The sequence below is a fragment of the Waddlia chondrophila WSU 86-1044 genome, from assembly GCF_000092785.1.
Taxonomy (GTDB): domain Bacteria; phylum Chlamydiota; class Chlamydiia; order Chlamydiales; family Waddliaceae; genus Waddlia; species Waddlia chondrophila.
In genome coordinates this window covers 1287747-1313322 of record NC_014225.1, presented here as the reverse complement: position 1 = coordinate 1313322, position 25576 = coordinate 1287747, and the positions used below count along the sequence as shown (strand labels likewise).

Below are 25576 nucleotides of genomic sequence, written 5' to 3'. Positions count from 1 at the left end.
TTCTCCTTTTCCCTCATGGAATATTATAGCATAAAATTTCATTTATTAGCTTTTTTGCATAAAAAGCGTGGTGAAGCAGCCCTTTTGATCCCATGCCCGCCAAAGCCCACATATTTCCCTTGATGTTACCGCAAATAGGGAGCCTATTAGGAGTGGATCCGCGCAATGCCGCTCGGCAGTCGACAATTTTATATCCGTTGAATTGAGGGAAGAGAGCTTTCATTTTTGGTAAAAGAAGCTCTTGAGCGGTAGAAGGATCGGGTTTGGAGTCATCGAAGTGATGTTCGAAGGTGCCTCCAACAAAGCAGCGTGTTGGAAGAGTGCCTGGAACCAGGTAAACATTGGCGCTGATGGGGAAAGGGAGCTGAATATCCCATTCAATCTCTAAAATTTGTCCTTTGACAGGGTGAATGGAGAGCCCAAAATCGCGTAAAAGAGGGGAAGCACCGGTTGCTGCGATGACCAAGTCCTCTTCAAATTCAGAAAGCGTTTTAACGCCCTGTTTTTTCCATGTTGCGCCTTTATTTCGGCAAGCTTGCCACAACCCCTCTAAATACCGTTTAGTATCGACAGAATAGCCGTTAGCAATCCAGATGCCAGGCAATGGAGAAAACTGGGGAAGCAGCTCTAATGTTTCGTTTTCCGAGATCCAGCGAATGTCTTCAGACACTTCCGCCCTTTTCCTGTAGTGCTTTTCCTGGTTGGCGTTGAGAGCAGGCCTGAACAATCCGGTTTTTTTGAAAACACTAGATCCCAGAGCATCGCTGGAAGCTTCAAAGAGTTCAAGTGAGGCTTTTAATTTTTCCTCTGCATCTGAAGGCGGCGTTGCTCGGGGGCCGGTGTAATAATGCAAAAGTCCTGCCGATATTCCGGAAGCGTTCTCTCCTATAGGGAAAGGATCGTATAACGTCACGGGATAGCCTGCTTCCGACAGGTAAAAAGCACAGGCCAGTCCGGAAAATCCGGCGCCAACGATTGCTATGTGATCTTTTTCTTTCGTCATGATATGGTAGATCTTATCAAAGAGTAAGGAGAGAAAGCAATGCAGGAGCCAACCGCTGCTCAGTTAATCAAACGGCTATTTTCAGTGATCGGCCTTGGAGTAGCCGCGGCAATCGGCGTCGCCGTTTTTTTTATCTATTTTTTCAGCCCCTCCGGCAGCTATCCAATCAGTGAGTTGTTATTGAATCCGCAAGTAGCAAAAGAGCTGCGCTACCAAGTCGATGGAAAAACATATGTTTTCAGCCGCGTGGAGCTGCTGTCTTATAACGAGGCGGGCAATACATGGGAAACAAAACAAGTGAGCCTGGATCAATATCAGAAATTTTACTCCCTTATTCAAAGCGACAAAAGCGAAGTCATTCCGGATGATGCTGTGAAAAATGCGTTTTATCAATCCAATCCTGCCATTCTTTCCATTGTCGTGAGAAAGGAGGGAGTGAATACCGATCAGGTGTTTCAAGAGGTGCAGATTTCAACTGGCGGCGATGCCTATCGTGTGAGTTTACGCGAAGAGCAAGCGCTTCCTCAGTGGGCGTACTTCACCCATGCTGATATTTATCAAAAGACATTAGAGGCTTTTGGGTGGGATCTCTGACATTTCTCGGTACAGGAGGATCGATGGGGGTGCCGATCATCGGTTGCCGCTGCCCTGTTTGTTTATCGAAGGATGAAAAAAATAAGCGCACCCGCCCTTCTGCATTTTTAAAAGCGAAAGGAAAAGCGATTGTGATCGATGCGGGACCCGATTTCCGTACCCAAGCGCTGAGGGAAGAGATCAGTCATATCGATGGCGTGATCTTTACCCATGCCCACCACGATCATACGGCTGGATTAGACGATCTTAGGGTTTTTACGATCAGGCGATCAAATCCAATTCCTTGTCTGCTTTCCGAAAAGACAGCAAATGACTTGAAGCGCCGCTATGACTATATTTTCAGGGAAGGAGGAGAATCCAAGCTTGTTTCTAAAGTTGAGCTGCAAATTTTAGAAGAGGAAAGAGGGGAAACCCATTTTCTTGATATTTCTTTTCGGTACCTTTCCTACATTCAGTCAGGCATGCTTGTCAATGGGTTCAAAGTGGGAAATTTGGCATTTATCACAGACATTAAAAATTTCTCGGAAACTATTTACGATGATCTTCAGGGGACAAAAGTTCTTGTTGTGAGCGCTTTGCGGCATGGGCCGTCCCACATGCACCTGACTGTTGAAGAAGCGCTTGCATTTTCACGCAAGGTGGGAGCTGAGCAAACCTGGTTGACCCATATCGCGCACGAACTCGACCACGAGCAGACGAATCGAAGCTTGCCTTCCAATGTGCAATTAGCTTACGATGGGTTGACGATTTCATTTCAAGAATAAAATCAGAAGATGTACGAAGAGATTAGAGAAAAATTAGGCGATGAAGAGGCCTCTAAAGAACGGAGAGCGCTTCTTGTTGCAATCTATCGAGGAACGGATCAGCTTCCCGAGTGCAAAGAACATCTCGATGAGCTTGAGCTTCTTTGCAAAACATATGGAATTGAGACTGCTGAAAAATTACCGTGCTTGGTGAGAAAATTTAATGCTTCGACGCTCATTTCCTCTGGAAAAGTGGAAGAGATTGGAGAAACAGCAAAAGAATTGGGCGTTGACGTGATCGTCTTCGATGATGAAGTGACTCCAGGCCAGCAGCGCAACCTCGAAAAAATCTACAGTATTCCGGTGATCGATCGATCCGAGGTGATTATTGGTGTTTTTGCACAAAGAGCGCACTCCAAAGAAGCGAAACTGCAAGTTGAATTGGCCCGGCTGAAATATTTAGCTCCTCGATTGAAGAGGATGTGGACGCACCTTTCCAGACAGCAGGCGACAGCTGGGGGCGGGGCGTATTTAAAAGGGAAAGGGGAAAAGCAAATTGAAATCGACAGGCGCCTGCTGAAAACAAAGATTTTCCACTTGCAAAAAGAGATCAACGCGGTCCAAGCGCATCGGGACACGCAGAGGATTCAGCGGGAGCGTTCGGAAATTCCCACTTTTGCCATCGTTGGCTACACAAACGCCGGCAAATCGACATTGCTCAACGCTTTGACAGAAGCTGGGATATTTACCGAAGACAAACTCTTTGCAACACTCGATACGACAACCCGAAAGTTTACGCTGCCCAACAATCAAGAGATTCTTCTCACAGATACCGTAGGATTTATCCGCAAGCTTCCCCATTTGTTAGTCGCTGCGTTTCGCAGCACATTGGAAGAGGCTGTTCAGGCGGATATCCTGATCCATTTAATTGATTCCAGCCATCCGATGGCGTTGGAACAGGCGGAAGCGACAGTGGAAGTTTTGCATGAGCTTGGGGCAAAAGATAAACCTGTGATCACCGTGTTAAATAAAATCGATCGTCTGGAAGACAGGGCCATTTTAAAGAAATTAAGGACAAAATTTACAAAAACAGTAAATCTTTCCGCGCTCTATAAGCAGGGATTTGATCATCTCACTGAACAGATGACCGAGGAACTGCAAAAGAGGCGGAGAGTTGTCAACCTCAGAATCCCCCAAAAAGATTATGCAGTCGTTAGCGAAGTGATGCGCCACGGCAATATTTTGAATCAGGAGTATGAAGAAAACGACGTGGTCATGCGCGTTGATTTACCTTCCCGATATCTTGGGCGGATCAGTCGGTACATCGAAGAATGACAATCAGATCTTTACCCGATCAGGAAAAACCTCGGGAGCGTTTGCAGCGACTGGGAGCAGATGCACTTTCTTCTACAGAGCTGCTCGCGGTAATTTTAGGGTGCGGAACGCGCGGATGCTCTGTGTTGGAGCTTTCAAAAGAGCTGATCGCCCGTTTTGGAGGTTTGCGTCATTTAGCAGATGCGACAATTGAAGAGTTATTGCAAATGAGAGGAGTTGGGACAGCACAGGCGATTAAGCTAAAGGCTGCGTTTTCTTTGGGCAAGCGAGCCTACCATCCCGGCCAGCTCCGCCGATATCGGGTGCAGACGCCCGAACATGCCTATGCTTATGTGAAGGACTTTCTTTTACAAGAAACAAAAGAAGTCTTGATCTCTTTATTGCTCGATACAAAGGGCGATCTAATCACGCAAAAAATAATTTCCATAGGAACGTTATCCCATACTTTGGCACATCCAAGAGAGGTGTTTTTCGATGCAGTGAGGCATAAAGCCGCAAGCCTTGTTATCGCCCACAACCATCCTAGCGGCGACCCGACGCCTTCTAGACATGATATCGAAATGACGGCGCAGCTGATCAAGGCTGGAGAGTTGATGGGAATCCCTTTACAAGATCATTTAATCATCGGATCGCGCACGTTTGTTTCACTGCGGGAGATCGGCTTGTTTAATAAGGAGGCTATTGCAAAGTGAGCGATTATATCGGATACGAAGTAGCAGCGAATGTGTTAGAAGCAGGTTTTGCCGCCAGTTCAGGCGCACTAGCTGTGCTGGCCTTGGGAAGCTGTGTTGATCCGGCTGTGGGGGCGTTTGGAGCCGTTGTTGGATGGCTTGCCGGCAAACCCGTCCAGTATTTGACAACTAAAATTTTTAACACAGATAATCCAGCTGCGACGATGATTTCCCGCATTGCTCAGTTTGCTTGCAGCTTTTTTGCAAACGCTGCGATTTTTATGTGGTCTGTCGGAAGGCTTGGAGTTTCCCTAAGTTTTGCCGCATCCTGTGGATTGGCCGGTACAGCAATCGGAATCCAAATGGCTTTCATCCTTGCAGTATCCACTTTTGCGACACTTTGGTTAAAAGGATCGCAGGTCTGACTTGATTTTGTGTGCAATTTTTCTCCCTGAGGCAAGTGCTCCATTAATCGAAGCGGAATCGACCACTTCTCCAGCCAAATAGATCCCTTGGTAGCGAGGATGATGGTAATCCACAAGAGGGGGAGGGTGATCCTGCGTTGGGAGAGCTGTTTCGATCTCAAATGTACGCAAGTGAGCAGGCTCTGCTTGCATCCACTCTTGAATTTGTTTACGCACCCGCTTTTCCAAGTCGGGAGCTTTTTGCCATTTTTGATCCACAACCGTTGCCGATATTAAATGCTTTCCTTTAGGTGCGTAGGTAGGCTGCACCGCACTGTCGATCGACAAATTATTGAGAGGGCCTTGATTGTTGCCTAACATCAGCAGTTTGTGTGGGCGTATGCGGTGTGCATCGATAGAATAATAGAGGCATGTGACTCCGATCATTGGATGACAGGGAATCAGAGGAAAGAACTGATTTGTGATCTTGGAATCCAAACAGCAGATGATGATATCCGGATGAAAGATTTCTCCGTTGGTTAATTTGAGGTACTGTTCGTTGATTTCAGAAACTTCGGATCGGTAGCAAATCGTTGTTTTTTTAAGCTTTTCAGCAAGATGGGTAGCGATTGCTCCCATTCCTTCTGCCGGCAAACAAGCTTTTCCTGTCAAAAATTGATAAAACCGTTTCATGAAAATCGGCGCTTGCGTGTGCAGCGCGTTTTCTAAAAAAACCCCTCCAAAGAATGGGCGGAAAAATCCGTCGATCATCTCTTTTGAAATGTGGAGGTGTTCCAAGAGTTCTTCTGTGCTTAAGATCCCCATTTTCCAATAGCGCGGATTTTCGTCATACCTTTTATATTCAAATAAAATTTTTAAAAAAGCGGAGATTTGCCTTGGATATCTTAATGCGGATTTCAGCCATCCAATCGGGTGGTAACGCGGGTTATAGATTGGGATCCATCCTTTTTTTGTATGGGAAATCAGTGCCCCAGAGTCGAAATAGCGCGCTCCGAGTTCATTTAAGTTGAAATTTTCCTTGATTTCCGGGTAAGAACTAAGAAATACTTGAAATCCGCAGTCCAGGATAAACCCGTCAACATTTTCCGATTGTATTCTTCCTCCGGGCCGGTCTTGTTTTTCGAAAAGAGTTGGTGCATACCCCTCTTTTTCCAAATGATAGGCGCAGCTAAGTCCTGTCAAACCTGCTCCGATAATTGCAATCGATGGAGTTGAATTTTGAGTCTCTTTCATGTTATATTATCTTGCTATGAATACTAAAAAACGTCAAAAATTTCGTGTCGTTACTCTGGGGTGCAGAACAAACCAGTATGAGTCGCAGGCATTTAGGGACCAATTGCTCCAGATGGGGTATGAACCGGCTGAAGGCAAGGAAGATGCGGATCTTTGCATTGTCAATACATGTACTGTTACAGAGTCGGCAGACAGCCGCAGTCGTTATGAGATTCGTCAGCTTGCCAAAAAAAATCCTCATGCAAAAATTATTGTGACTGGCTGTTCGGTTGAAAGACAGCCTGAAAAGATTGAGGCGATCGAAGGGGTCGCTCAACTTGTCAAAAATGCAGACAAGGAAATTTTATTAGAAAAGGTGTTTCCCGGAGAAGACTTGCCTGAATTTTCCATTCGGAATTTTGATGCTCACACCCGGGCGTTTGTCAAAGTTCAAGACGGGTGCAACTCCTTTTGCACCTATTGCATTATTCCTTATGTCAGAGGAAGGTCGAGATCACGTACGATGGGCCAGGTCTTGGAGGAGGTGAAAGATCTTATTGCCAACGGCTATAAAGAAATTGTATTGACGGGGATCAATATCGGTGATTTTGATGGAGGTGCCGATGAGCCGCGCAGACTGGCAGAGTTGGTTAAAGAAGTGGACGCTGTTCCAGGGCTTGAAAGGTTGCGGGTTTCTTCTATTGATCCTGACGAAGTTGACGATGAAATGTTGGAAACGATCATCAATGGAAAAAAGACCTGTCGTTCGATGCATATTGTTTTGCAATCGGGTTCGAATGTCGTTTTGAAGAGGATGAATCGCAAGTATACCCGTCAGATGTTCATGGATACCGTCTCCAGGTTGAGAAGCGCTTGTTCGGATTTTACGTTCACGACAGATGTGATTGTCGGTTTCCCCGGTGAAACTGAACGGGACCACCAAGAAACGTTGGAGGTTTTGCAAGAAGTGCAGTTTGCTAAGGTGCACATGTTTCCTTACAGCCCAAGGCCGCGCACTCGTGCAGCTCTGTATTCGGATCGTGTTTCTGCCGATGTCATTCAAAGAAGAAAGCAGGAAGTGCTTCGTTTAAGTGAAGAGATCGCCTTTAATTTGCGCTCCTCTTATGTTGGAAGAAGAATGTCTGTGTTGACCGAAAACTATGATGATCTTCATACAGAGATGATTTCAGGGCATACCGATAATTTTCTTCCGGTAATGGTGCCGAAAGCAGCTCTCCGTCCAAATACCATGATTGAGGTTGAATGTAGAGAAAACACTGCAGCAGCTCTGATAGGAAAGGTGGTAGGGATAGGTTCATGAAAATTCGGATTGCCGAAAGGCTTAGGCCTTTTTCCCATCGTCCCGGCACGCGTTTGATTTTGCCGCGCAGCGATCATGTTCTGACTCTGTATCCCACCTTGTTCAAGGTAAACGATCGATCCATTCCTTTAGAGCTTTCCGGACCTGTTAAAGAGTTCACAGTGCAGCTCGATTTGGAAAAGGGGTGCGTGTGGGTTTGGGGATTCTATCGCGAAGGGTATCGCCGCTTTTGTTTGTGGAGCGAGTCGGGAGAATTTCGTATGGCAGGAACAAGAGGGGGTGATCAAGCAGCGGCGCCGCTTTTTCATTCTAAGCCTTTTGAGCGTCTTTCGCTTGGATCGCACAAAAAACAGGACTGGTGCTTAGTCAAGAGGCGGGGTGATTTGAAAGAGATCGTGCCTCATTGGATGAGATTGGCTCAGTTGATTCCGCAGGTTCAGCCTCATCAAGAGGGGGCTTTAGGGTTTATGCTTCAGATTCAGAAGAATAAGCCGACCTTGCATGATGAGATTTGGCAGCTTTACGATGTGGGATTCGATGGAATTTTCCATCCCCGTTTAGAGGATGAAGATCACTTGGGTATCTCTCTTCCTCCAGTTAGCAGGAAATGTTCCCCTTTGGCATTGATTGCCGAAGGGGCTAAATTTTTGCGGAGTTTATTTATCGAATCTGGTTCTCAAATTTCGATTCTTCCGTGCCTGCCCTCTGCATTCCACTGTGGAAGAATGGTTTCTATTGATTTAGGGACGGCGGGTTTGCTGGATATGGAATGGAGCAAGAAAATGATCAAGCGAATGGTCTTTTATAGCGCTGTTGATCAGGAACAGACATTTCTTTTTCAGAAAGGGATCAAAAATTTCCGTTTGAAAAGAGAGTCTGAAAAGGGAGAAAAGATCATTTCCACAGGCTCGGCTCTTTCATTTGCTAAAGATTCCACCTATTATTTCGATCATTTCCAGAAATAAACGTGTGTATTTTTCCTTTTCATTTAGGTATATTCTTGCCTTTATACTGAAATGAATTCAAAATTCGGTTTTTGACGTCGTTGGCAACTTCTAAATTTAAGGCCTGCTTGTATCGCTCAACCTGTTCAGTTTGAGCTGCTTCAGCGCTGGCTTAGCCGGGATCAAATTTAGGGCGCCTCCTTGTCAAATTTCCAAATTTTGAATTCATTTCAGAATATCAGAGTTAAGCAATGAAAAAAGAAAATTACGAAGCTCTTTGCAAAGAAGTTTGGGAGCATAATAAACGGTACTATATTGACCATGCGCCGCTCATCAATGATGAGGAATTTGATCTTCTTCTAAAAGAGTTAGAAGAGATTGAAAAGATGCATCCAGAATGGATAGATCCAAACTCTCCTACACAGCGTGTCGGAGAGATGCTTACAGAAGGTTTTCCCACAGCCCTGCACCAAACTCCTATGCTGTCTCTAGCAAATACTTATAGCAAAGAGGAAGTCGATGAGTTTATCAAACGGATGGAAAAGTTGGCAGGACACAAGGAAATGGCGTTTTCCTGCGAGCTGAAAATGGATGGCATTGCCGTTGCAGTGACCTATGAGCAGGGAGGCTTTGTACGCGCTGTGACTCGTGGGGATGGTAAAAAAGGAGATGATATCTCCGCTAATCTAAAAACAATTCCTTCACTTCCGTTAAAGTTAATTGACGGTAAGACTCTTAATCGCATCGAAGTGCGAGGAGAGGTCTACATGCCAGTGAACGCTTTTGAAACACTGAACAAAACACGGAAAGAATCCAATGAGGCTCTCTTTGCCAATCCCAGAAATGCCGCAGGCGGTTCCTTGAAGCTTTTAGATCCTAAAGCCACAGCTCAAAGAAGTTTGGCGGTCGTTTTCTACGGCATTTCCGATCCTGAGTCTTTAGGATTGCACTCACAATATGATGTGCATGGCTTTCTTGGTTCTCTTGGTTTGCCAACTCTTGAGTATCGCCGGCAGTGTTTTTCTAGAGAAGAAATCTGGAATTTCGTGGAAGAAGTGCGTAAGAAAAGAGAAACGCTTTCCTACCAGATTGATGGGATTGTGATTAAGCTTGATGATCTTGCGCAGCAAAAACGATTAGGTTCGACAGGAAAGCAGCCCCGTTGGGCTGTTGCTTATAAATTTGCTGCAGAGCAAACTGAGACGCGTATCCGTGATATTATTGTTCAAGTTGGCAGAACCGGAGTCATCACTCCTGTTGCGGAGCTGGAACCTGTCCTGCTGGCAGGAAGTACAATTTCCAGGGCAACACTGCACAACGAAGAAGAGGTGGAAAGAAAAGATGTCCGTATCGGTGATTCGGCGTTGATTGAAAAAGGAGGGGATGTGATCCCTAAAGTGATTTCAATCAATCCTGAAAAAAGAAGAGAAGGGAGCATGCCCTGGAAAATGCCCGATGTTTGTCCAAGCTGCGGCCATCCTCTTGTTCGAGTCGAAGGAGAAGTTGCCGTCAGATGTCCAAATAGAGAGGGATGTCCGGAGCAGCTGCTGCGTCGGATCGCTTACTTTGTCAGCAAAGAAGCAATGGAGATCGATCATTTAGGAGAGAAAGTTGTTAAGCAGCTCATCCGCATTGGATACGTCAAACGGCCGTCGGATATCTACACACTAACAAAGGAGCAGTTGCTGAATCTCGAAGGATTTAAAGAAAAAGCAGCTGAAAGGTTGAAGCAGGGAATCGAAAATTCCAAACATGTCTCTTTTTCCCGATTTATCATGGCGTTGGGTATCAAATACGTAGGAGCTGGAACAGCAGAGCTGCTTGCTAATCGATCTGGGGATATCGACGGCCTTAAGCAGCTTTCTTATGAGGAGCTGCTTAAAATTAACGGAATTGGGGAAAAGGCGGCGGAATCGGTCATCGAGTACTTTTCGGATGCAGAAAACCTAAAGGAGATCGAACGGTTAAAAAAATTCGGTGTTTGTCCTCAAAAGGTTGAAAGAAAAACATTTATCGGGCATCCCTTTAATAACAAAACATTTGTTTTAACAGGCACTTTGGAAAACTACACCCGAACAGCAGCAGCCTCGTTGATTAAAGAACGAGGAGGCAAAGTGACCGGATCGGTTAGCAAAAAAACCGACTATCTACTTGCAGGAGAGTCGCCGGGATCTAAACTGGAAAAAGCGGAAAGCTTGGGGATCCAGGTGCTGACTGAGTCAGAGTTTGTTAAGATGATCAATATTTAGGAGGATCAATGAAAAATATCGCCTATATCGCAGCGTTAAGCTTGATTTTGGCAAGTTGCAGCAAAGATCAAGAGAAAAAAGAAGAGAATGCCTCGACTTCAGCGCAAGCATTTGAAGTGATTGCAGTCGATCATGTTCAAGAGGATGATAATGACGAAGATGAAAATGGACAGGTTTCCAAGGCCTTTGCCGTTGTTCAGGCCAAGAGCGGCAGTGAAGTTGTCGGAGCAGTAGATTTTATCGCTGTCGACAACGGCATCCGAATCATCGCCAATATTGGAGGGCTTGAACCGGGAAAACACGGCTTCCACATCCATGAACACGGAGACTGCTCAGCTCACGATGCAAGCTCTGCAGGTGGACATTTCAATCCTTTTAACAAAAAGCATGGAGGGCCTCAGAGCGCTGAGCGGCACGAAGGGGATTTGGGAAATTTAGAGGCCGATGAGTATGGATTTGCTTACTATGATGAAGTGATTGAAGGACTTAAATTGAACGGGGAGCACTCGATCATTGGAAAATCAATAGTGGTTCACGAAGGAGAGGATGATTTGGAAACCGATCCTTCCGGAAATTCCGGAGCAAGGATCGGCTGCGGAGAGATCATCAGCGGTGTGCTCAATTAGGCATTTTTCCGATGAGTGTCTGATGGCTATAGCCGTCAACGATCACTTTTTGAAGGGTGCCGATCATCTCATCGGTGCCCGGAAAGATCACCTTTTTCCAGCAGCTTGTGCGCCCTTTGACAAATCTGTCGTCTTTTGAATTTCTCCTTTCCACCAAGACTTCCACTTCCTTTCCCATCATCTCCTGCAGCTGCTTTTTATAGATGCTTTCTTGCAGCTCCATTAAACGGTGAAGGCGCTCTTGCTTTACCTCTTCCGGAATGTCATCTTTCCAGCGCATGGCAGGCGTTCCTTTTCTTGGGCTGTAAGCGAAAATAAACGCAACGGAATACTCAATTTCCTTCATAGCGTCATAAGTCATCTGAAACTCTTCTTCTGTTTCTGTCGGGAATCCAACAATGACATCGGTTCCGAGGGAAACATTGGGAACGATCTCTTTGAGCATTTGCACTTTTTCCATGTATTGCTCAAGCGTGTAAATGCGGTGCATCTTGCGCAAGATCCTGCTTGATCCTGACTGAATAGGAAAGTGGACAAACTCGCATAAGCTGTCGAAATCTCTGATCGCCTCCATCAGCTCACGAGTGATATCAACCGGGTGGCTAGTCATAAACCTGACTCGGGCAATTCCAGTTTCTTGATCGATCCTTTCCAAGAGGTCGTGGAAAAGGCAGTTCCACTCCGGCTGGTCTTTTCCGTAGCTATTCACGTTCTGGCCAAGCAGCGTTACTTCTTTATACCCTTTGTCTGCCAGCTGCTTGATCTCCTCGATAATATGCTCAGGCGAGCGGGAAACTTCCGGCCCACGGGTGTAGGGAACGACGCAGTAGGTGCAGAATTTGTCGCAACCTCGAATAATGGAAACAAAAGCCTTTAAATGATCGTCGCGCTTTGCAGAGGCATAGTCCAGTTCAAAAGAAAATTTTTCATCTGTGCGGCAGCTTTGAGTTCCGGTTGCCATCACCTCATCGAGGACGCTGTTCAGGTCGTGAATATTATTTGTGCCCAGAACAAAATCGATATGGGGAAGTTTGCGGAAAAGAGTGTCCTTTTTAGCATTTGCCATGCAGCCGGTGACGCCGATCATCTTATCCTTTTTGCGTGAACGTCCGAGCTTTCCGAGTTTGCCCATCACTTTGCGCTCTGCCAGGTCGCGGATGGAGCAGGTATTATAGATCAGCAGATCCGCTAAATTTTCATCTTCCGTTCTTTCCAGCCCTCGACTTTCCAGCAATCCAACGATCACCTCTGTATCAAGTTCGTTCATTTGACAGCCGTATGTGCGTACAAAAAAATTCTTAGGTTCTTTCATCTCATGATCATTCCTGCTTAAGTCTTAATCGGTATGGATTATACTGAAAGAGGCGATCTTTTTTCCAGGACAAATTGATTTTCTCCTGGGAGGAGCATAAAGCCTTGGCAAAAATGCGGTATCTTAGTATGATGCTACTATCTAATTTTTAAACAGATTACGCTTGGGAATTATTTTAATGACGCAGAAAAAACGCAAAATAGAGCAGAAAAGCTTCTTTCAAAAGAAAGAAGAGGTCGAACGCAACTGGTTTGTGCTGGATGCCGAGGGAAAAACTCTGGGGCGGTTTGCATCTGAAGTTGCTAAGGTGTTGAGAGGAAAGCATAAGCCGACGTTCACTCCATCTACCGATGGGGGAGATGGCGTGATTGTGATCAATGCCGAAAAAATTGCAGTTACAGGTGCCAAAGAGGCGCAAAAGAGCTATATTTACCACACAGGTCATGTAGGTGGGCAAAGGGAGATTCCTTACCGCGTGATGCAAGCGAGAAAGCCTGAGTACATTATCGAGCATGCCGTCAAAGGGATGATGCCAAAAACTGTGCTTGGCCGCAAGCAAATGCGCCGTCTACGTATCTATGCGGGAGCTGAACATCAATTACACGCGCAAAAACCAGTAACAGCAAATATTTAAGAGGTACTAAGTGGAAGAGTCAGTCGCTACAGGAAGAAGAAAAACAGCTGTTGCATCTGTAAGAGTGCGGCAGGGGAAAGGAAATATTGTGATCAACGGCAGGCCGATGGATCAATATCTCCCGCTTAAGGTTCAGCAAGAAGCAATCTTATTGCCTTTTGCTTCTCTGGGAGGTGCAGGTAAGCATGACCTCATTATCCGAGTAAAAGGTGGAGGAATCGAAGGTCAGGTAGGAGCGATCCGTCTAGGTATTGCCAGAGCATTGGCCAGCGAAAATGAAACACTCCAGCCTGAATTTAAGGATAAAGGATATTTAACAAGGGATCCGCGCAAGAAAGAGCGTAAAAAATATGGACGCGCCGGAGCTCGTAAGAGATTCCAATTCTCTAAGCGCTAATCCTTTTTTCTTCTCTACAAAAGATCAAAAACCAGCTTCATGCTGGTTTTTTTTGTTTGAGGAAACGACACTCTCTAATTCCAGCTTAAATCTTCGGGAATCATAGAAAGAGTAGCGTATTTGCCACCCATTTCCCGCAAGATCGTCTGCCACAATTTCTCAGGAGGGGTAGAGAAGATCAGATGCTGCTCAGCAGGATAAAGAAACCAGCCGCCATCGAGAAACTCCCTTTCCAGTTGACCTGCTCCCCAGCCGGCATATCCAAAGCAAAGCAGAACCGAAGGTCCTTCCGAATCGATAATCGTTCCTTGAAGGAACTGAAGGTCGCCGCCTAGATAGACACCATGACAAACTTGGAGAGTTTGCTGAGGAATAGAGGGGGAAGTGTGCAGAAGCATCATCTGATTTGTTTGCACAGGGCCGCCGGCGCGAATACCGATATTTGGATTTTGAAGCTCCTCTGTTTTAATGATCTCTTCAGGAAGCTCAAGATCCAAACTTTTATTGATCACTAAACCAAACGATCCATTAGGGTTGTGTTCGCAAATGAGCACCACGCTGCGGAAAAAAATTCCCGCTTCGATATCGGGCGTGGCAATCATTAGCGTTCCCTTTTCTATTTGTGAGTAGGGGATGTTTTCCATCTAGTAATAGCACTCCGAAAGTTCGGTTTTTTTGACTTCACAATCAACAGTCTGAATATTAAACATTTTAACGTTTTCTTCAAGGCTTTCTACTCTACGCATCAGTTCTGCGAACACCTTTTGGTACTCACAGTCGTCCATCAGGCAAGGGTAGCACTCTGATTTATCTAATACCATAGATACGCGGGAAATGGAAGTAGAGATCTGATTGATCTCATCATTAAAAAAGTTGCGGAACTCTTGAGGAGTTCGCAGCTTTTGCATAAGATTTAAGCGTCTAGCTCTTAAGCGCTGCCATCCTTTATCCAAATGAAAAAGAATTCCATAATGATTAATGTCGTCCATCGCTGTTTCCCCTTTACTGAGGATAGAGTTTGTGCGAAGATACAAGTCGTCGCTGCTGACGATTCGGCCAAGAGTTCCTTCGCCGGTATGGATCCGTTCAGTAATATTTTTTGTATTTGATGCAGCTTCGGAAAGGCTGACGATTGTATCATCGACATCATTCCATCTTTCTGACAACCTGGCCGTGATTTCACTGATGTTATCGGCGGTGTTTGCGATATTTTCCCACATTCCACGATCTTTTAGCTCCTGCAGAGCTTCGGTGATCAGCTCTAAGACCTTATCAAATTTATCCGCAACTTCTTTAAATTCATTAAAGGTGTCTTCGACAGATCCTGTTCCTTCAGCATAGATAATTTCGTCATTCACCAACCGAAGCTTTTCTCCGGGCTTAATCGGCTCCGGGTCGATCGAGATGGATTTTTCTCCTAAAAGTCCAGAGGTCCGGAGCGAGACTTTGTCCGAATTGTACACTTTCAGATTGCTGTCGACTGCAAGCGTTAACTCATACACGTAAACATCGCCTTTTTTCTCAGTCCTTCCTAAGCGGACTTCCGGCAAAACACTGATTTTTGTCACTTCACCGACAGGTTTTCCTGCAAAAGTGACCCGAGTGCCGACGCTGACTTTGTCGATATCGGTAAAACGTACGTGGAGAATCTGCCCTTCGTCGCCTGTATAGGGGTGTAAAAAGATCACCATAAATACGATGATTGCCAACGCAGTAATAATGAATATTGCGATTAGCATATTTTTCATTTGATCTTGCATGGTCTCTCCTTCTAACCAGACCCGTTCAATATTTCTTCTGTAACTGCAGCGTTGGAAAAGAACTGCTGCAGCATTGGATCGTCTATTTTTGTAAATTCGTGTTTGGGTGCAATATGTGCAATGACTCCATGATTATGAAACGCTAATCGGTCCCCAACTTCCATTGCAGAGCGTATATCGTGGGTGACGACAATACTTGTTGTTTGCAGCTCTTCGCGCGTCTTGTTGATGAGGTCATTGATTTGCATGCAGGTGATCGGATCAAGGCCTGTTGTGGGTTCGTCATATAAAATGATGCGGGGACGATAGGCTACGACGCGTGCCAAAGCTGCACGCTTTCGCATTCCGCCGGATAAATCGGAAGGCATTTTTTTTTGCGTATCTTTCAAATCGACCATCGCAAGGGATTCTGCAACTCTGTCGGCAATTTCGCTTTTTGACATATCGGGATAGTGCTGATTGAGATAGAATGCCGTATTTTCCTCAACGTTCATGGAGTCGAACATCGCACCGCTTTGAAAGAGCATTCCCATGTACCGCGTTTCCCTTTCACGCTCTTTACGCGACAGCTTCCAAATATCTAGTCCGTGAACTTCAACAACCCCTTTATCCGGTTTTTCAATGCCGATGATTTGACGAAGCAAAACACTTTTCCCTACGCCCGACCTGCCAAGGATCACAACCGTTTCCCCTTCGTTGACAAAGAGGCTAAGCCCTGTTAACACTTTGAGGCTGCCGTATGATTTATAGACTCCTTTGACATCGATCATTGCTTAGAACACCTCTTCAAATAAAGTGGTCAGGAATTGATTGGATTCGTTCAACGCAACTGTTAAGAGAAAGTTTCCAATGAGAATAACCGAATAACAAATCACAACGCTGTTTGTCGTTGCGCGGCCCACACCGGCTGCGCCTCCTCTGGTCGTCATCCCTTTGTAACAGGAAATTGTGACGATGACGATTCCAAAGGAGATCGCTTTGACGAGGCCGCTAAAAAAATCAAAATTTGTGATATTGATCGGAAGAGGGTCTAAAAAAGTATTTGAAGGCATTTTATAGAACCAGACGGCAATCATGTAGCCGCCTCCAATTCCCATAACGGTGCTAAAGACTGTCAATAGCGGAAGCATCAATGTGCCTGCAATGAAGCGAGGAGCGATTAAATAACCTAATGGATTGACTGTCATTGATTTAAGAGCGTCAATTTGTTCGGTGACTTTCATTGTGCCAAGTTCGGCGCACATGGAAGCTCCGACACGTCCAGTCACCATGAAGGCTGTTAAAACAGGCCCTAGTTCGACCATCATTGCTTTGGCGACCATCAAGCCGGTTGCACTTGCAAGCCCTTTGTCTGCCAGTTGGAAAAACGATTGCGCTGCCAGCACCATTCCTGTAGAAAATCCTGTGATCGCCACAACGGGAAGCGACAACACTCCAATTTCATACATTTGATTGCGTATCAACTTAGCTTGAGGCGGGTTTTTAAAGGCTTCCCATATCACAAGCGCGATCAAACGAAAATAGTCGCCAAGAGCAGCTAAAGTGTTCACCAATATGTTCAAACGAAATCCATGGTCAAATTTGCCTAAATTGTGCATTGTAAATAACCTTTTACATTTGGTCAATTAGTTATAAGGTGTGTGTATGTGCAAAGTTGCCCTTTTTCTAATCTTCCTGGTTGGAACTCTTTGCGGGGAATCTGTCTACCCTGTTGATATGAGTTTTTTGATTGCTGATATTAAGTACAGCCAAGAGCACGGCATTAAAGTCTGCGAGATGCAGCACGGGGTTGTTTCTACATTTAGGGGAGATGTTTTCTCTCATGACGGAGAGCCTGTGATTGCGCAAAATCTGTTCGATACTTTGGCGCTCTATGTTAAAGAAGGTTGGACAGTTCCTCAATCTTTTGGCGATGCAACATTAAAAAAAATGTTTGCTAACCAGGAAAATTGGCATGCAAAAAATGAAAAGGAAGAAATTTTTAACGATCTTAAGTTTTTGGAAGCTGCCAGAAAAGCGCCGTTCAACTCGGAAAGGATGAATGGTTATCACGGTTTTGTGTATTTAAGATCTCCTTCTCCAAAGGAACTTGACGAATTACATGAGGCTTATCCAGGAGTTATCTTTATAGATCGAGCCATATCTCCTTATTGGGCTAATAAAGCAAAGATGTCTGCTCTTTTTGAGCAAGATCCTATGTTGGGCCTGATCAAGCCAAAATGGAATGTCTATCCTAAGACATACACACCAAAATTGGCAGAGAGAATTAAACAGGAGTTGGGCACTCAACTATTTGTGATTAAACCAAAAGGGGGTTGTTCGGGAAAAGGAGTGATTATCGTCTCGGAAGGTGATTTGGATGCTGTTTTAAAATACATTCTCAAGAAGTCAAGATCTTTAAAAAAAAACCGGGATAAGTCCTATAACTACTGGTACCACACCAAAGAGACAGAGTTCATCGTTGAGCAATTTTTTGCTTCTGATCCTATCCGTGTCCCTCACTTAAAAAATGAACTCTATCAGCCGACAATGAGGGTTTCTTTCCTGTTTGTTTATGAAGGAGGAGAGGCTAAGGCTCATTTTTTAGGCGCTTTTTGGCTGCTGCCTAAGAACTCTCTAGAGAAAGGTGGAAGTTTGAACGATACGTACAAAAGTTGTTGCGGTTTACCCCGTTATACGGCAGTCGATTCCGAACTTGAAGAGCAGGTTGCTGCTGAATGCCATGATCCGTTCCTCTTATTTTATCAAAAAATGCTGGAAAATCAGGTTGATTAGGAATGGGCGGTATCGCAGGGATAGTTAAATTAGACGGTTCATTTGCTGATAGGCAGGATTTGGAGCGCGCTCAAAAACTTTTGCTGCATCGGGGGACGAATAAAAAAGGGATTCATCTGGATCGTGAAACGGGGATGGCGCATAATCGAATGGCGATCCTTGACATTACCGATGCGGCCAATCAGCCCATGAGCGATATGGGAGAGAGGTATTGGATCTCTTTTGACGGAGAGCTTTACAATTTTATCGAATTGAGAAAAGAGTTGAAAGCTTCCGGTTATCGCTTCAAGTCGGAGTCCGATACGGAAGTTGCATTAGCTGCGTTTGTGGCTTGGGGCGCTAAGTGCTTCAACCAATTTAACGGCATTTGGGCTTTGGCAGTCTGGGATTCTGAAGAAAGGGTTTTAACGCTTTCGCGCGACCCTTTTGGCTTTAAACCTTTATATCTTTATCAAAACAGCAAGCAGGTTGCCTATAGCTCTGAGGTAAAAGGGTTTTTGGGATTTGAATCGATCGAGCTTGTTTTCAACGCTGATACTGTTGCAGCCCTTTATCACAGTCCATCTATTGCTCATGCTACAGAAATCACTCCATGGGAAAATGTTTTTAAAGTTCTTCCAGGACATGTTGCTCAAGTTGATGCTAACAAAGGAGATGTCCGTATTGAGAAGTGGTGGCATCCCTTAAGTGATCTGCCCGAAGTGCCTGCAGACTTGAGAGAACGGAAGGAAAAATTTAGCGAACGATTTTCTCAGGCTTGCAAGCTGCGCATGCGTGCAGACATTCCTATAGGCTTTTGCGTAAGCGGAGGCCTGGTATCTGCATCTATTTGGGAAATGGCGCAGCGTTTGAGCAAAGACTCTTTTGAGCGGATCTCTCCTGACTGTAAAACGGCTTCCTTGATCACCTTTGCTGAAGACGATCAGCAGGAATTGCGGCTGGGTGAAGAGTTGGTGAAAAAAACAAAGGGGAGGATAAAAGAATTTAAAGCGCATTCGGAAGATTATGTCAAAAATATTTTGGATTTGATCTACGTTTTTGAATCGTTGGAAGATCTTTCGGTTGAACGGTGGCTTTTGTATCGAAGTCTGACTCAAAACGCTATTCATCTAACGCTTGACGGCCTTGGAGCCAACGAATTGCTCGGAAGGTATTCAGAGGGGATCATCTACCATGCGTTTGATCAGATTAAAGGATTACAGTCCGCTAAAGCAGCGCTGAAAGATCCTTACTTATGGAAAACGTTGATCAAATCCCACAGGCTTCCGAAAATGACAAAAAGCGAATTGCAAGAAAGCCTTAAGCTTAGCGATTTTGAACGTAAGAGGGAACTGATCCTTGCCAAAGGCCAGCCTGCTTCTGTTGTTTCACCCTATTGGTCTCAGGATTATGCCAACTTAATTGAAAAAAGCTTGTTCTTTCAAGCGAAATATTTCTACATGCTGGGAGGGCCCTTGCAAAGGGCATCTACTCTAATAGAGGCGGCTGCCGCTGCGCAAGGGATGCAAGTGCGTTTGCCATTTTTAGATACAGACCTTTTTCGCTACTGTCTTTCTTTGCCAGCCGAAAGTGCGATCTCAGAAGGGCGTACGCAAGTGATGCTGCGAGAGGCTATGCGCGGACAGCTTCCAGATAGTGTTGTGAATCGTAAAATTCAGCGTGTTTTGGCGCCTGTCCACAAATCTTGGTTTGCAACGTTATTGAAAGGGCTGATTCAGGATTGTGCTTCAAGCTTTTCATTTCGAAATTTTTCGGTGTTTAACGGCAAGGAAGCTGCTGAGTTGGTCAAACAAGACAGGTTTGCCGAAGCATGGCCTTATGTGCAAACGTTTTTGCTTAACGAGCGATTTAGGGAAGTGCGGGAAGAACTCTTTCCCGATTAGATGAAATAGCATAATTATTCATATGAATAATTATGCTATTGAGATGTTTAGAATTTATAAATTATTCTGGAATAATTTAGTTAAATCATCATATTTTTTGTAGTTTGAGTCTTTAGGAGCTGTTAACCGCATGCCGCACTTAGATCCTAGCTTATAGACGCACAAGTCTTCAGTTTTTAGATGAGAAACAGCAGTTTGAAATGTTTCAAACGCATGGGTTAATTGATCGCATTGATCCGCCTTTAACTTTTGTGGATCGAGTTTTTCCGCCATCTTTTCGAGCTTGCCTCCTAGCAATGAGACTTTCAGCGAAGCTCCAAAGCCTTTCTGCTTTCCATAGAGTGATTTAATCATGGACTTCAGCTGCTCGAAAGCCTGCTCTACGTTTTCCTGAGCATTTTCTAAGCTAGCCAATCTCGCTTTGTACCGTTCCTTTGTGACTTCTGCAAATGTCATTCCACGCGCATTACGCCCTTCAAACGATTGGCTTAAAAGCTCATCCAGTTCATCCGGCCCTGCGTGAAGCACACGAATATGGTCGCTCAAGTCCTTATTTCCTCGCACAATCATGCCGTGTGCATCCCTCTGTCTTTTAACGCATAGAGGAATGGTCCTTGGCGTAGGATGATCGGGGTCGTAAGGAACCTTATCATATTTTGTGCCATTGTCGTTGAGTTTTCGACCGGTGAAAATTTGATCGATATAGACGCACACTTTCTTGTCGCTTGCATTTCTTAATGCAATGCACAAGGCTGTTGCTGGTTGCTTCTTGCTGATGATACTATCCAGCTGATAGCTGCAGTCAGGATCTTTCTTGCAATCAACATCGAGAATATCTGTTGTAAATGTCAAGCGATTCTCTTTCAAAAACCCCTGTACTCCCACTAAATTGGTTCTTCTGACATCATTAATGCACCGAAGAATGCGGTCATGCTGCTTCTGCGTTTTATCAAAACCGTTTTTTTGGATGAAAATGTGGCACTTCACTGCAAGCAGCGCTTGATGATGCTGGAAAAGGACGCTGGATGTGTCGTCTAAACGGTCAATTTGAGGAACACCGGTGATGATCCACTGCCGTTTTGTTATTGTGATGTCACTTCCTTCTGATTGTTTGATTTTGAGTTCCCATGTCACATGAAATTTGTAAAAGCGGTTTCCTTCGCTGTCAGTGTAGGTATCTGTGACAATGGGAGAGTTGAAATCGCCGCCCGCCTTCAGGAGGGAGCCTTTGATTTCAATTCCTTGATTGCGTAATTCCGCTAACTTCTGATCGCGTGCGATGCCGCCAAGCTCTCCTTGTCCAACAGCTTCTAAAAGGGCTTGCTCTAAGCAGACCATCGAATTTCCATCACGAGCATTAGAGGGGGGGAAGTCTGTCTGGGTTTGGCTTGGATCGCTCAGTTTAGAAGTGTCCGAGCTGCCGGAAATGCCTTCAGAAAAATTTGTTTTGGCAATTTGATCCAAATAGATGTCGCTTAAAGGGATATAAACATAATTGGAAGGGGCGCCTAAATAAGGGTTTGCTGCCATAATAAAATCTCCTTTTTATCTTATATAATTAGATGAATTTTATCTTAATAAAGACTTAACATTCAACTATAAAAATATTTTTTTCTTATTATAAATGTTTAATAATCATTTTTCCAGAGGAGATTAAGGCGGCCGTTGGTTTCTGTGTCGCCTTCAGCGCGAAAACGGAAATGGCGTCCAAGTTTTGTTTCGATGCCAAAACAGCTCGTGTTTTTATCAGGATCTTTTCCTCGGCTGATATTGCGGGAAATAGAAAGATACGTTCCTTCTGATAAATATTTCCCAACCTTTACCGTCAGGTCGCCGGTTTCGCCGCCAGGGTTTGCTCCGATTTCTACCTGATCAAGGCCAAGTACACCGCCCATGCGGGTTAAGACATCAGGCTTATCGCCGACTTTATCCAAAAGCGAGCGCAGAGACCTGCTTAATTGCGTTTCCTCCATCGGGTTGATGTCAGATATCCCTTTTCCAAAAAGAAGCCAAGACAAAATGGCCCTTTGAGACATCGGTGGAGATGAGGTTAGGGTGATAGAAGGGTTGAGAATAGGTCCGTTTAACACCACTTGAATGGTTAGGTCGATTAAATCCATTTCTGCCGATAAATAAAGATGAGTATTTTTTTCGGGGTCGCCATTAAAGGTAATGGCTCCCTGAACAAATTCAAATGTTTTGCCTCTGAGGATAAATCTTCCTTTGTCCAGTTTGACTTCCCCTTTGGTTTTTAGCTTGTCCAAAGTTCCTCCGATATTCACTTTTCCTATCCAAGTCGAACTAAGATTGCCTCCTTTGATTGTTAATTGATCAGCGATTGTATAATTCACGTCCAATTCTACAGGCCAATCAAGGGAGAAAATTGAAGCTTTGGTTGGGGGAGGTTCATCTTCAGGCTGGTTGATATAAGTCACTTTGATCGAATCGGAGCTTTCAGGCATTTTTTCAGGGATTTGTACGCGTGCTTCAGAGCCGCTTAAGTCCCCCTTTAAAATGGCTTTTGAAAGGTTTCCTTTGAAAGTAAGCTCCCCAGATGTTGCCGATTTAAAAATATCGGATTGAAACGGTTTAGCTTCCTCAAGCTGAAAGACAAAATTAAATGGAAAATTTTTCTTTTGATCGAGTTCTATCCTGCCATTTCCGCTGTAACTTCCATTATCAGTATCTTTAGCAGTGAAATGCACGAGCTTTAAAGTCTTGAGATCTCCTTCAATAATGCCGTGGATATTGATGAAGCGGCTGCCCATGCTAAAGCTTTCAACCAGCGCTTCTAAAAGTTCTGCTTTGAATGTGAGTGTTTGATTTTGATAACGCACATTAATGAGCAGCTGGCCATCGATATCTGCGACATCCCAGTTGGCCAGTTGAGCAACCTTTTCAAGAGGGAGGCGTAAATCAAGCTGAGTAGGAAACCAAGGAGTTTTTTGATCCCATGTCAAAGCACTTGAAAACATGTAGTCTTGTTCATTTTTCACAAAGGCAAGGGAAAAAGATCCTTTGCCTGATGTTGAGAGGTGAAGCTTAAGTTTTTCAACCGTTTGACCAAATCCGGATAACTGATTGCTGCTGAGGGATAGATCGATTTTAGGGCTGTTTATGCTGCCTGAGATAACAGCCTCTCCTAAGAGAGCGCCGGAAATCGGAACCATTTGCGATAAGTCGTCAATAGAAAGAAAAAAGGCAGAGTCTTCGATGCCGCCTGTTTGGGTCACAGAGAATTTACCGTCGATGGTCGTTTCGTGCCATGTTGCCAAGAAGCGGGGAACTCGGACTCCTCTGCTTTCATCCATCACAAATGCTAGCGATGCTCTGAAACCGTCTTCTTGTTGAAGGAGCAGTGTTCCATTCTTTTTTTCGTATCTTAAGTCCCCTGAGACACCCGAGGATTGCGGTGAGAAAACGTTAAAATTGGAGTAGATAAGATCATGCTGCTGGTCGACGATGAGGCTCCCTTTAAGCGAAATCGGATAATCGGGAGGGTTGATGCCTTTTATCGACCAATGGATCTTTTCGATGAAGAAATCTTCAATGGCAATCATTGAAATAGTTGAATTCTTCCCCTCAGACTTTAACGTTTCTTTTGGTAAATTCAGCACATCGACCCCTTCGATATGCAATGTGCTGAAGCGGAGTTTGCCTTTCAGTAAATCAAGAGGATAAATCCCTAGATGGAGATGGTTAAAAGCGGCCAGAGGCACTTCTCCGTCCATGAACACGATATCCTTTGCCGTCATTTGAAAGGAGGGGAATAAGCGGATCTGTCCGATCTGTACGGTGTACCCTGTTCCAGACTCGATGCTTTCGATGAGAAATGTTTTCATCCGGCTGCGAACGCTGTCCAATTGAAGCAACGCTCCGAATAATAGAAATCCGGCAAAGAGAATAAAGATTGCTTGCTTAATCCACTTCATGGTTAGAAGGATTGACCAATGCTAAAATAAAATTGAAAACTGTTATCGATCCCTTTTCGAGGATTCAAAGGGAATGCTATATCCATGCGGATGGGTCCTACCGGCGTGAAATACCTTGCGCCTACGCCAATGGATTGTAGCATTTTTTTATCAAATCTGGGGAGGGGGCTTTCGAAAACATTTCCCGCATCATAAAATAAAACAGCTCCCCAGTTTTCGTTCATTCTCCATCTGCCCTCTAAACTGTAAACCATGAGAGAGCGGCCTCCAATAGGATCGTTATTTGTATCCAATGGACTGACAGTCCAATACTTATATCCTCGCAATGTCGTCTCCGAACCTGCGTAAAGTCTTTCCGATGCAGGGATTTCATGGCGTTTAGTGCCGAAAATGGTGCCAAATTGCGCTCGGATGGCAAGCACGAATTGATCCTTGTTCATTGGGAGGTAGCTGGAAAGGGAAAAATGTCCGATCGTGTAGAGGAAAGGGGTGCTTGACATACGCAGTGTCGGGATCAATTTGTTGTAAAAAGTCATTCCCTTTGTCGGATCCAGGCAGTCGTTGGCGTTGCTCCAACGCCAGTGAATAGGAGCTTTCAACAGCCCGTAGACACCGTCGGTGTCCGCATCGGTGACGACCAGATGCTTGTATTGGAGACCGTAAGAGTAGTTTGTGTAGCGATTGAGCTTTCTTTCGATGCGGCCAGAGAGGCTGACCCAGGTTTCATTGAACCCTTCGGTATCGTCATGCTCAGCTTCCACAGTCCAGATCAAGTCTTGATTCTCGGCTCGGAACTCAGGGATCACGTATTCCAGCATGGCTCTTTGCGTCAGCTGAAGGATATTTGCATCAAAAAAAAGACGGTTCCCAATTCTGCGCACATTCCTGTTTTCCCACTCTACTGTAAAACCTGGGCCTCTTTGCGTTGAGTAGCTTAAACCAAGAGCGATGGAGCTGTGTTTGGCTTCATCGAGTTCAATATGCATCGGAAGCACACCGTCTTTAGGCGGTTCTTCCGGGTAGGTGATTTGAACAAGGGAAAACAAGTTGCTTGCATTGATCTTGTTGATCGTCGATGTTATTTTTTTTGGGTCGAAAATTTCTCCTTCTACCCATTGAATCTTCTTGCGGATGTAGCTTTCGAGCACCTTGCAGTTGCCGTTAACGGTTGTCGCCCCAAAAGTTGCTTGCGGCCCGGATTTAAGCAGAAAATGGACTGAAATGGACTTGGATTTTTGATCGGCAATCACTTCTTTGTCAACCAAATGGGCGTATGGGTACCCGTTGGCATTCATCCATTCGATCAATACATTTTCTGCTTCGGCAATTTTTTTTGGGGTCGCTGCCGTTCCAAGTTCTACGCCAAGTTGTTTTGCGGAAAGCGAAAAGTGGGCAGGCGAGATTTGGATGAAGGTTAACGGGTAAACAGGGCCTTGAGTGACGAGGTATTCAACGTGGACAGGAGGTGTTTCAGTATGGAGCTTAAAGGAGATTTTTGCGTTATAAAGAGCGTGGTTGTGCAAGGCATTGACGATATTGCCGATATCTGATTCAGCCCTTTGTTTTAGCGCCGACAATGTTTTTGGCGGGTGGTCTTTCAGGAGGACGAGGCTGGACGATCCTTTTAAAGATTCCAAGAGCTCATCATCTTTGACGCCGCGAAAAGAAACGGTATACTCGACGTTTCCGTAGAGAAAAAAAGGGAGTAAAAATAAACTTATAAATAGATGTTTAATGTTCATTGCGCAGTTATTATGACT

Annotated in this window: 23 protein-coding genes; 13 read left to right on the top strand and 10 right to left on the bottom strand. The window is 44.8% G+C overall.

From position 1 onward, the window contains the following. Positions 1-13 precede the first annotated feature (13 nt). Entirely contained in the window at positions 14-1003 is a 990-nt protein-coding gene (locus WCW_RS05975) for an NAD(P)/FAD-dependent oxidoreductase (RefSeq protein ID WP_013182306.1), read from the bottom strand. Positions 1004-1042: 39 nt separating this feature from the next. Here WCW_RS05975 and WCW_RS05970 point away from each other — a divergent pair, with 39 nt between their 5' ends. From WCW_RS05970 to WCW_RS05950, 5 genes are read left to right on the top strand one after another with little or no spacing between them, the layout of a single operon-like run. Next, positions 1043-1597 carry a hypothetical protein gene (locus WCW_RS05970; protein ID WP_013182305.1) on the top strand — a complete coding sequence of 185 codons (555 nt, stop codon included), beginning with the start codon at positions 1043-1045 and terminating at the stop codon, positions 1595-1597. Next, complete coding sequence (locus WCW_RS05965) at positions 1585-2361, top strand: MBL fold metallo-hydrolase (protein WP_041941553.1); 777 nt, start codon at positions 1585-1587, stop codon at positions 2359-2361. The genes WCW_RS05970 and WCW_RS05965 overlap by 13 nt, the downstream gene beginning before the upstream one ends. A 9-nt stretch (positions 2362-2370) precedes the next feature. Beyond that, positions 2371-3675, top strand: a complete 1305-nt coding sequence (hflX, locus tag WCW_RS05960; RefSeq protein ID WP_013182303.1) for a GTPase HflX — start codon at positions 2371-2373, stop codon at positions 3673-3675. After that, positions 3672-4367, top strand: coding sequence for a RadC family protein (radC, locus tag WCW_RS05955; protein WP_013182302.1), 696 nt, complete (start codon positions 3672-3674; stop codon positions 4365-4367). Before hflX ends, radC begins: the two co-directional genes overlap by 4 nt. After that, positions 4364-4771, top strand: a complete 408-nt coding sequence (locus WCW_RS05950; RefSeq protein ID WP_013182301.1) for a hypothetical protein — start codon at positions 4364-4366, stop codon at positions 4769-4771. Before radC ends, WCW_RS05950 begins: the two co-directional genes overlap by 4 nt. Here WCW_RS05950 and WCW_RS05945 read toward each other — a convergent pair. Further along, complete coding sequence (locus WCW_RS05945; RefSeq protein WP_013182299.1) at positions 4751-6004, bottom strand: protoporphyrinogen/coproporphyrinogen oxidase; 1254 nt, start codon at positions 6002-6004, stop codon at positions 4751-4753. The two genes, WCW_RS05950 and WCW_RS05945, sit on opposite strands and share 21 nt — an antisense overlap. On the opposite strand from WCW_RS05945, the gene mtaB reads away from it, so the two are divergent. The 4 genes from mtaB to WCW_RS05925 all read left to right on the top strand — a co-directional run bounded on the left by mtaB (position 6003) and on the right by WCW_RS05925 (position 11123). After that, a complete protein-coding gene (mtaB, locus tag WCW_RS05940; protein WP_013182300.1) occupies positions 6003-7304 on the top strand; it encodes a tRNA (N(6)-L-threonylcarbamoyladenosine(37)-C(2))-methylthiotransferase MtaB in 1302 nt (433 codons plus the stop codon). The two genes, WCW_RS05945 and mtaB, sit on opposite strands and share 2 nt — an antisense overlap. Beyond that, on the top strand, positions 7301-8269 hold the full coding sequence (locus WCW_RS05935; RefSeq protein WP_013182298.1) for a hypothetical protein: 969 nt from the start codon (positions 7301-7303) through the stop codon (positions 8267-8269). The genes mtaB and WCW_RS05935 overlap by 4 nt, the downstream gene beginning before the upstream one ends. Positions 8270-8499: 230 nt before the next feature. Beyond that, positions 8500-10497: an NAD-dependent DNA ligase LigA gene (ligA, locus tag WCW_RS05930; protein ID WP_013182297.1), complete on the top strand. Its 1998-nt coding sequence runs from the start codon at positions 8500-8502 to the stop codon at positions 10495-10497. 8 nt (positions 10498-10505) lie between these two features. Then, complete coding sequence (locus WCW_RS05925; protein WP_013182296.1) at positions 10506-11123, top strand: superoxide dismutase family protein; 618 nt, start codon at positions 10506-10508, stop codon at positions 11121-11123. Here WCW_RS05925 and miaB read toward each other — a convergent pair. Continuing rightward, positions 11116-12435: a tRNA (N6-isopentenyl adenosine(37)-C2)-methylthiotransferase MiaB gene (gene miaB / locus WCW_RS05920; RefSeq protein WP_013182295.1), complete on the bottom strand. Its 1320-nt coding sequence runs from the start codon at positions 12433-12435 to the stop codon at positions 11116-11118. The two genes, WCW_RS05925 and miaB, sit on opposite strands and share 8 nt — an antisense overlap. Before the next feature lie 178 nt (positions 12436-12613). On the opposite strand from miaB, the gene rplM reads away from it, so the two are divergent. Together rplM and rpsI are read left to right on the top strand one after the other, a co-directional pair. Further along, a complete protein-coding gene (rplM, locus tag WCW_RS05915) occupies positions 12614-13069 on the top strand; it encodes a 50S ribosomal protein L13 (RefSeq protein ID WP_013182294.1) in 456 nt (151 codons plus the stop codon). Between the two features lie 10 nt (positions 13070-13079). After that, complete coding sequence (gene rpsI, locus WCW_RS05910) at positions 13080-13466, top strand: 30S ribosomal protein S9 (protein ID WP_013182293.1); 387 nt, start codon at positions 13080-13082, stop codon at positions 13464-13466. Between the two features lie 74 nt (positions 13467-13540). On the opposite strand, the gene WCW_RS05905 is transcribed toward rpsI, so the two are convergent. From WCW_RS05905 to WCW_RS05890, 4 genes are read right to left on the bottom strand one after another with little or no spacing between them, the layout of a single operon-like run. Next, the gene (locus tag WCW_RS05905) at positions 13541-14110 is read right to left on the bottom strand and encodes a YqgE/AlgH family protein (RefSeq protein ID WP_013182292.1); all 570 of its coding nucleotides are present in this window, start codon (positions 14108-14110) and stop codon (positions 13541-13543) included. Continuing rightward, positions 14111-15226 carry an MlaD family protein gene (locus tag WCW_RS05900; RefSeq protein WP_013182291.1) on the bottom strand — a complete coding sequence of 372 codons (1116 nt, stop codon included), beginning with the start codon at positions 15224-15226 and terminating at the stop codon, positions 14111-14113. It lies immediately after the preceding gene. Positions 15227-15237: 11 nt separating this feature from the next. Then, on the bottom strand, positions 15238-15996 hold the full coding sequence (locus WCW_RS05895; protein WP_013182290.1) for an ABC transporter ATP-binding protein: 759 nt from the start codon (positions 15994-15996) through the stop codon (positions 15238-15240). 3 nt (positions 15997-15999) lie between these two features. Beyond that, positions 16000-16788: an MlaE family ABC transporter permease gene (locus WCW_RS05890; protein ID WP_041941847.1), complete on the bottom strand. Its 789-nt coding sequence runs from the start codon at positions 16786-16788 to the stop codon at positions 16000-16002. Between the two features lie 82 nt (positions 16789-16870). On the opposite strand from WCW_RS05890, the gene WCW_RS05885 reads away from it, so the two are divergent. Together WCW_RS05885 and asnB are read left to right on the top strand one after the other, a co-directional pair. Then, complete coding sequence (locus tag WCW_RS05885) at positions 16871-18001, top strand: hypothetical protein (protein WP_013182288.1); 1131 nt, start codon at positions 16871-16873, stop codon at positions 17999-18001. A 2-nt stretch (positions 18002-18003) separates the two neighbouring features. Beyond that, a complete protein-coding gene (gene asnB / locus WCW_RS05880) occupies positions 18004-19884 on the top strand; it encodes an asparagine synthase (glutamine-hydrolyzing) (RefSeq protein WP_013182287.1) in 1881 nt (626 codons plus the stop codon). A 54-nt stretch (positions 19885-19938) separates the two neighbouring features. Here the strand turns inward: asnB and WCW_RS05875 are convergent, their stop codons facing one another. From WCW_RS05875 to WCW_RS05865, 3 genes are all read right to left on the bottom strand, one after another. Beyond that, entirely contained in the window at positions 19939-21414 is a 1476-nt protein-coding gene (locus WCW_RS05875; RefSeq protein WP_013182286.1) for a hypothetical protein, read from the bottom strand. Positions 21415-21512: 98 nt separating this feature from the next. Beyond that, the gene (locus tag WCW_RS05870; RefSeq protein ID WP_013182285.1) at positions 21513-23816 is read right to left on the bottom strand and encodes a translocation/assembly module TamB domain-containing protein; all 2304 of its coding nucleotides are present in this window, start codon (positions 23814-23816) and stop codon (positions 21513-21515) included. 2 nt (positions 23817-23818) lie between these two features. Further along, entirely contained in the window at positions 23819-25558 is a 1740-nt protein-coding gene (locus tag WCW_RS05865) for an autotransporter assembly complex protein TamA (protein ID WP_013182284.1), read from the bottom strand. Between the last annotated feature and the right edge of the window lie 18 nt (positions 25559-25576).

Bases quoted from the DNA above. Each gene is read 5' to 3' on its own strand.
- rplM (WP_013182294.1), top strand. From the start codon at position 12,614: ATGACGCAGAAAAAACGCAAAATAGAGCAGAAAAGCTTCTTTCAAAAG.
- WCW_RS05970 (WP_013182305.1), top strand. From the start codon at position 1,043: ATGCAGGAGCCAACCGCTGCTCAGTTAATCAAACGGCTATTTTCAGTG.
- WCW_RS05865 (WP_013182284.1), bottom strand. From the start codon at position 25,558: ATGAACATTAAACATCTATTTATAAGTTTATTTTTACTCCCTTTTTTT.
- WCW_RS05870 (WP_013182285.1), bottom strand. From the start codon at position 23,816: ATGAAGTGGATTAAGCAAGCAATCTTTATTCTCTTTGCCGGATTTCTA.
- mtaB (WP_013182300.1), top strand. From the start codon at position 6,003: ATGTTATATTATCTTGCTATGAATACTAAAAAACGTCAAAAATTTCGT.
- WCW_RS05945 (WP_013182299.1), bottom strand. From the start codon at position 6,004: ATGAAAGAGACTCAAAATTCAACTCCATCGATTGCAATTATCGGAGCA.
- WCW_RS05875 (WP_013182286.1), bottom strand. From the start codon at position 21,414: ATGGCAGCAAACCCTTATTTAGGCGCCCCTTCCAATTATGTTTATATC.
- WCW_RS05905 (WP_013182292.1), bottom strand. From the start codon at position 14,110: ATGGAAAACATCCCCTACTCACAAATAGAAAAGGGAACGCTAATGATT.
- WCW_RS05885 (WP_013182288.1), top strand. From the start codon at position 16,871: ATGTGCAAAGTTGCCCTTTTTCTAATCTTCCTGGTTGGAACTCTTTGC.
- miaB (WP_013182295.1), bottom strand. From the start codon at position 12,435: ATGAAAGAACCTAAGAATTTTTTTGTACGCACATACGGCTGTCAAATG.
- WCW_RS05935 (WP_013182298.1), top strand. From the start codon at position 7,301: ATGAAAATTCGGATTGCCGAAAGGCTTAGGCCTTTTTCCCATCGTCCC.
- radC (WP_013182302.1), top strand. From the start codon at position 3,672: ATGACAATCAGATCTTTACCCGATCAGGAAAAACCTCGGGAGCGTTTG.
- WCW_RS05895 (WP_013182290.1), bottom strand. From the start codon at position 15,996: ATGATCGATGTCAAAGGAGTCTATAAATCATACGGCAGCCTCAAAGTG.
- WCW_RS05900 (WP_013182291.1), bottom strand. From the start codon at position 15,226: ATGCAAGATCAAATGAAAAATATGCTAATCGCAATATTCATTATTACT.
- hflX (WP_013182303.1), top strand. From the start codon at position 2,371: ATGTACGAAGAGATTAGAGAAAAATTAGGCGATGAAGAGGCCTCTAAA.
- ligA (WP_013182297.1), top strand. From the start codon at position 8,500: ATGAAAAAAGAAAATTACGAAGCTCTTTGCAAAGAAGTTTGGGAGCAT.
- asnB (WP_013182287.1), top strand. From the start codon at position 18,004: ATGGGCGGTATCGCAGGGATAGTTAAATTAGACGGTTCATTTGCTGAT.
- WCW_RS05975 (WP_013182306.1), bottom strand. From the start codon at position 1,003: ATGACGAAAGAAAAAGATCACATAGCAATCGTTGGCGCCGGATTTTCC.
- WCW_RS05925 (WP_013182296.1), top strand. From the start codon at position 10,506: ATGAAAAATATCGCCTATATCGCAGCGTTAAGCTTGATTTTGGCAAGT.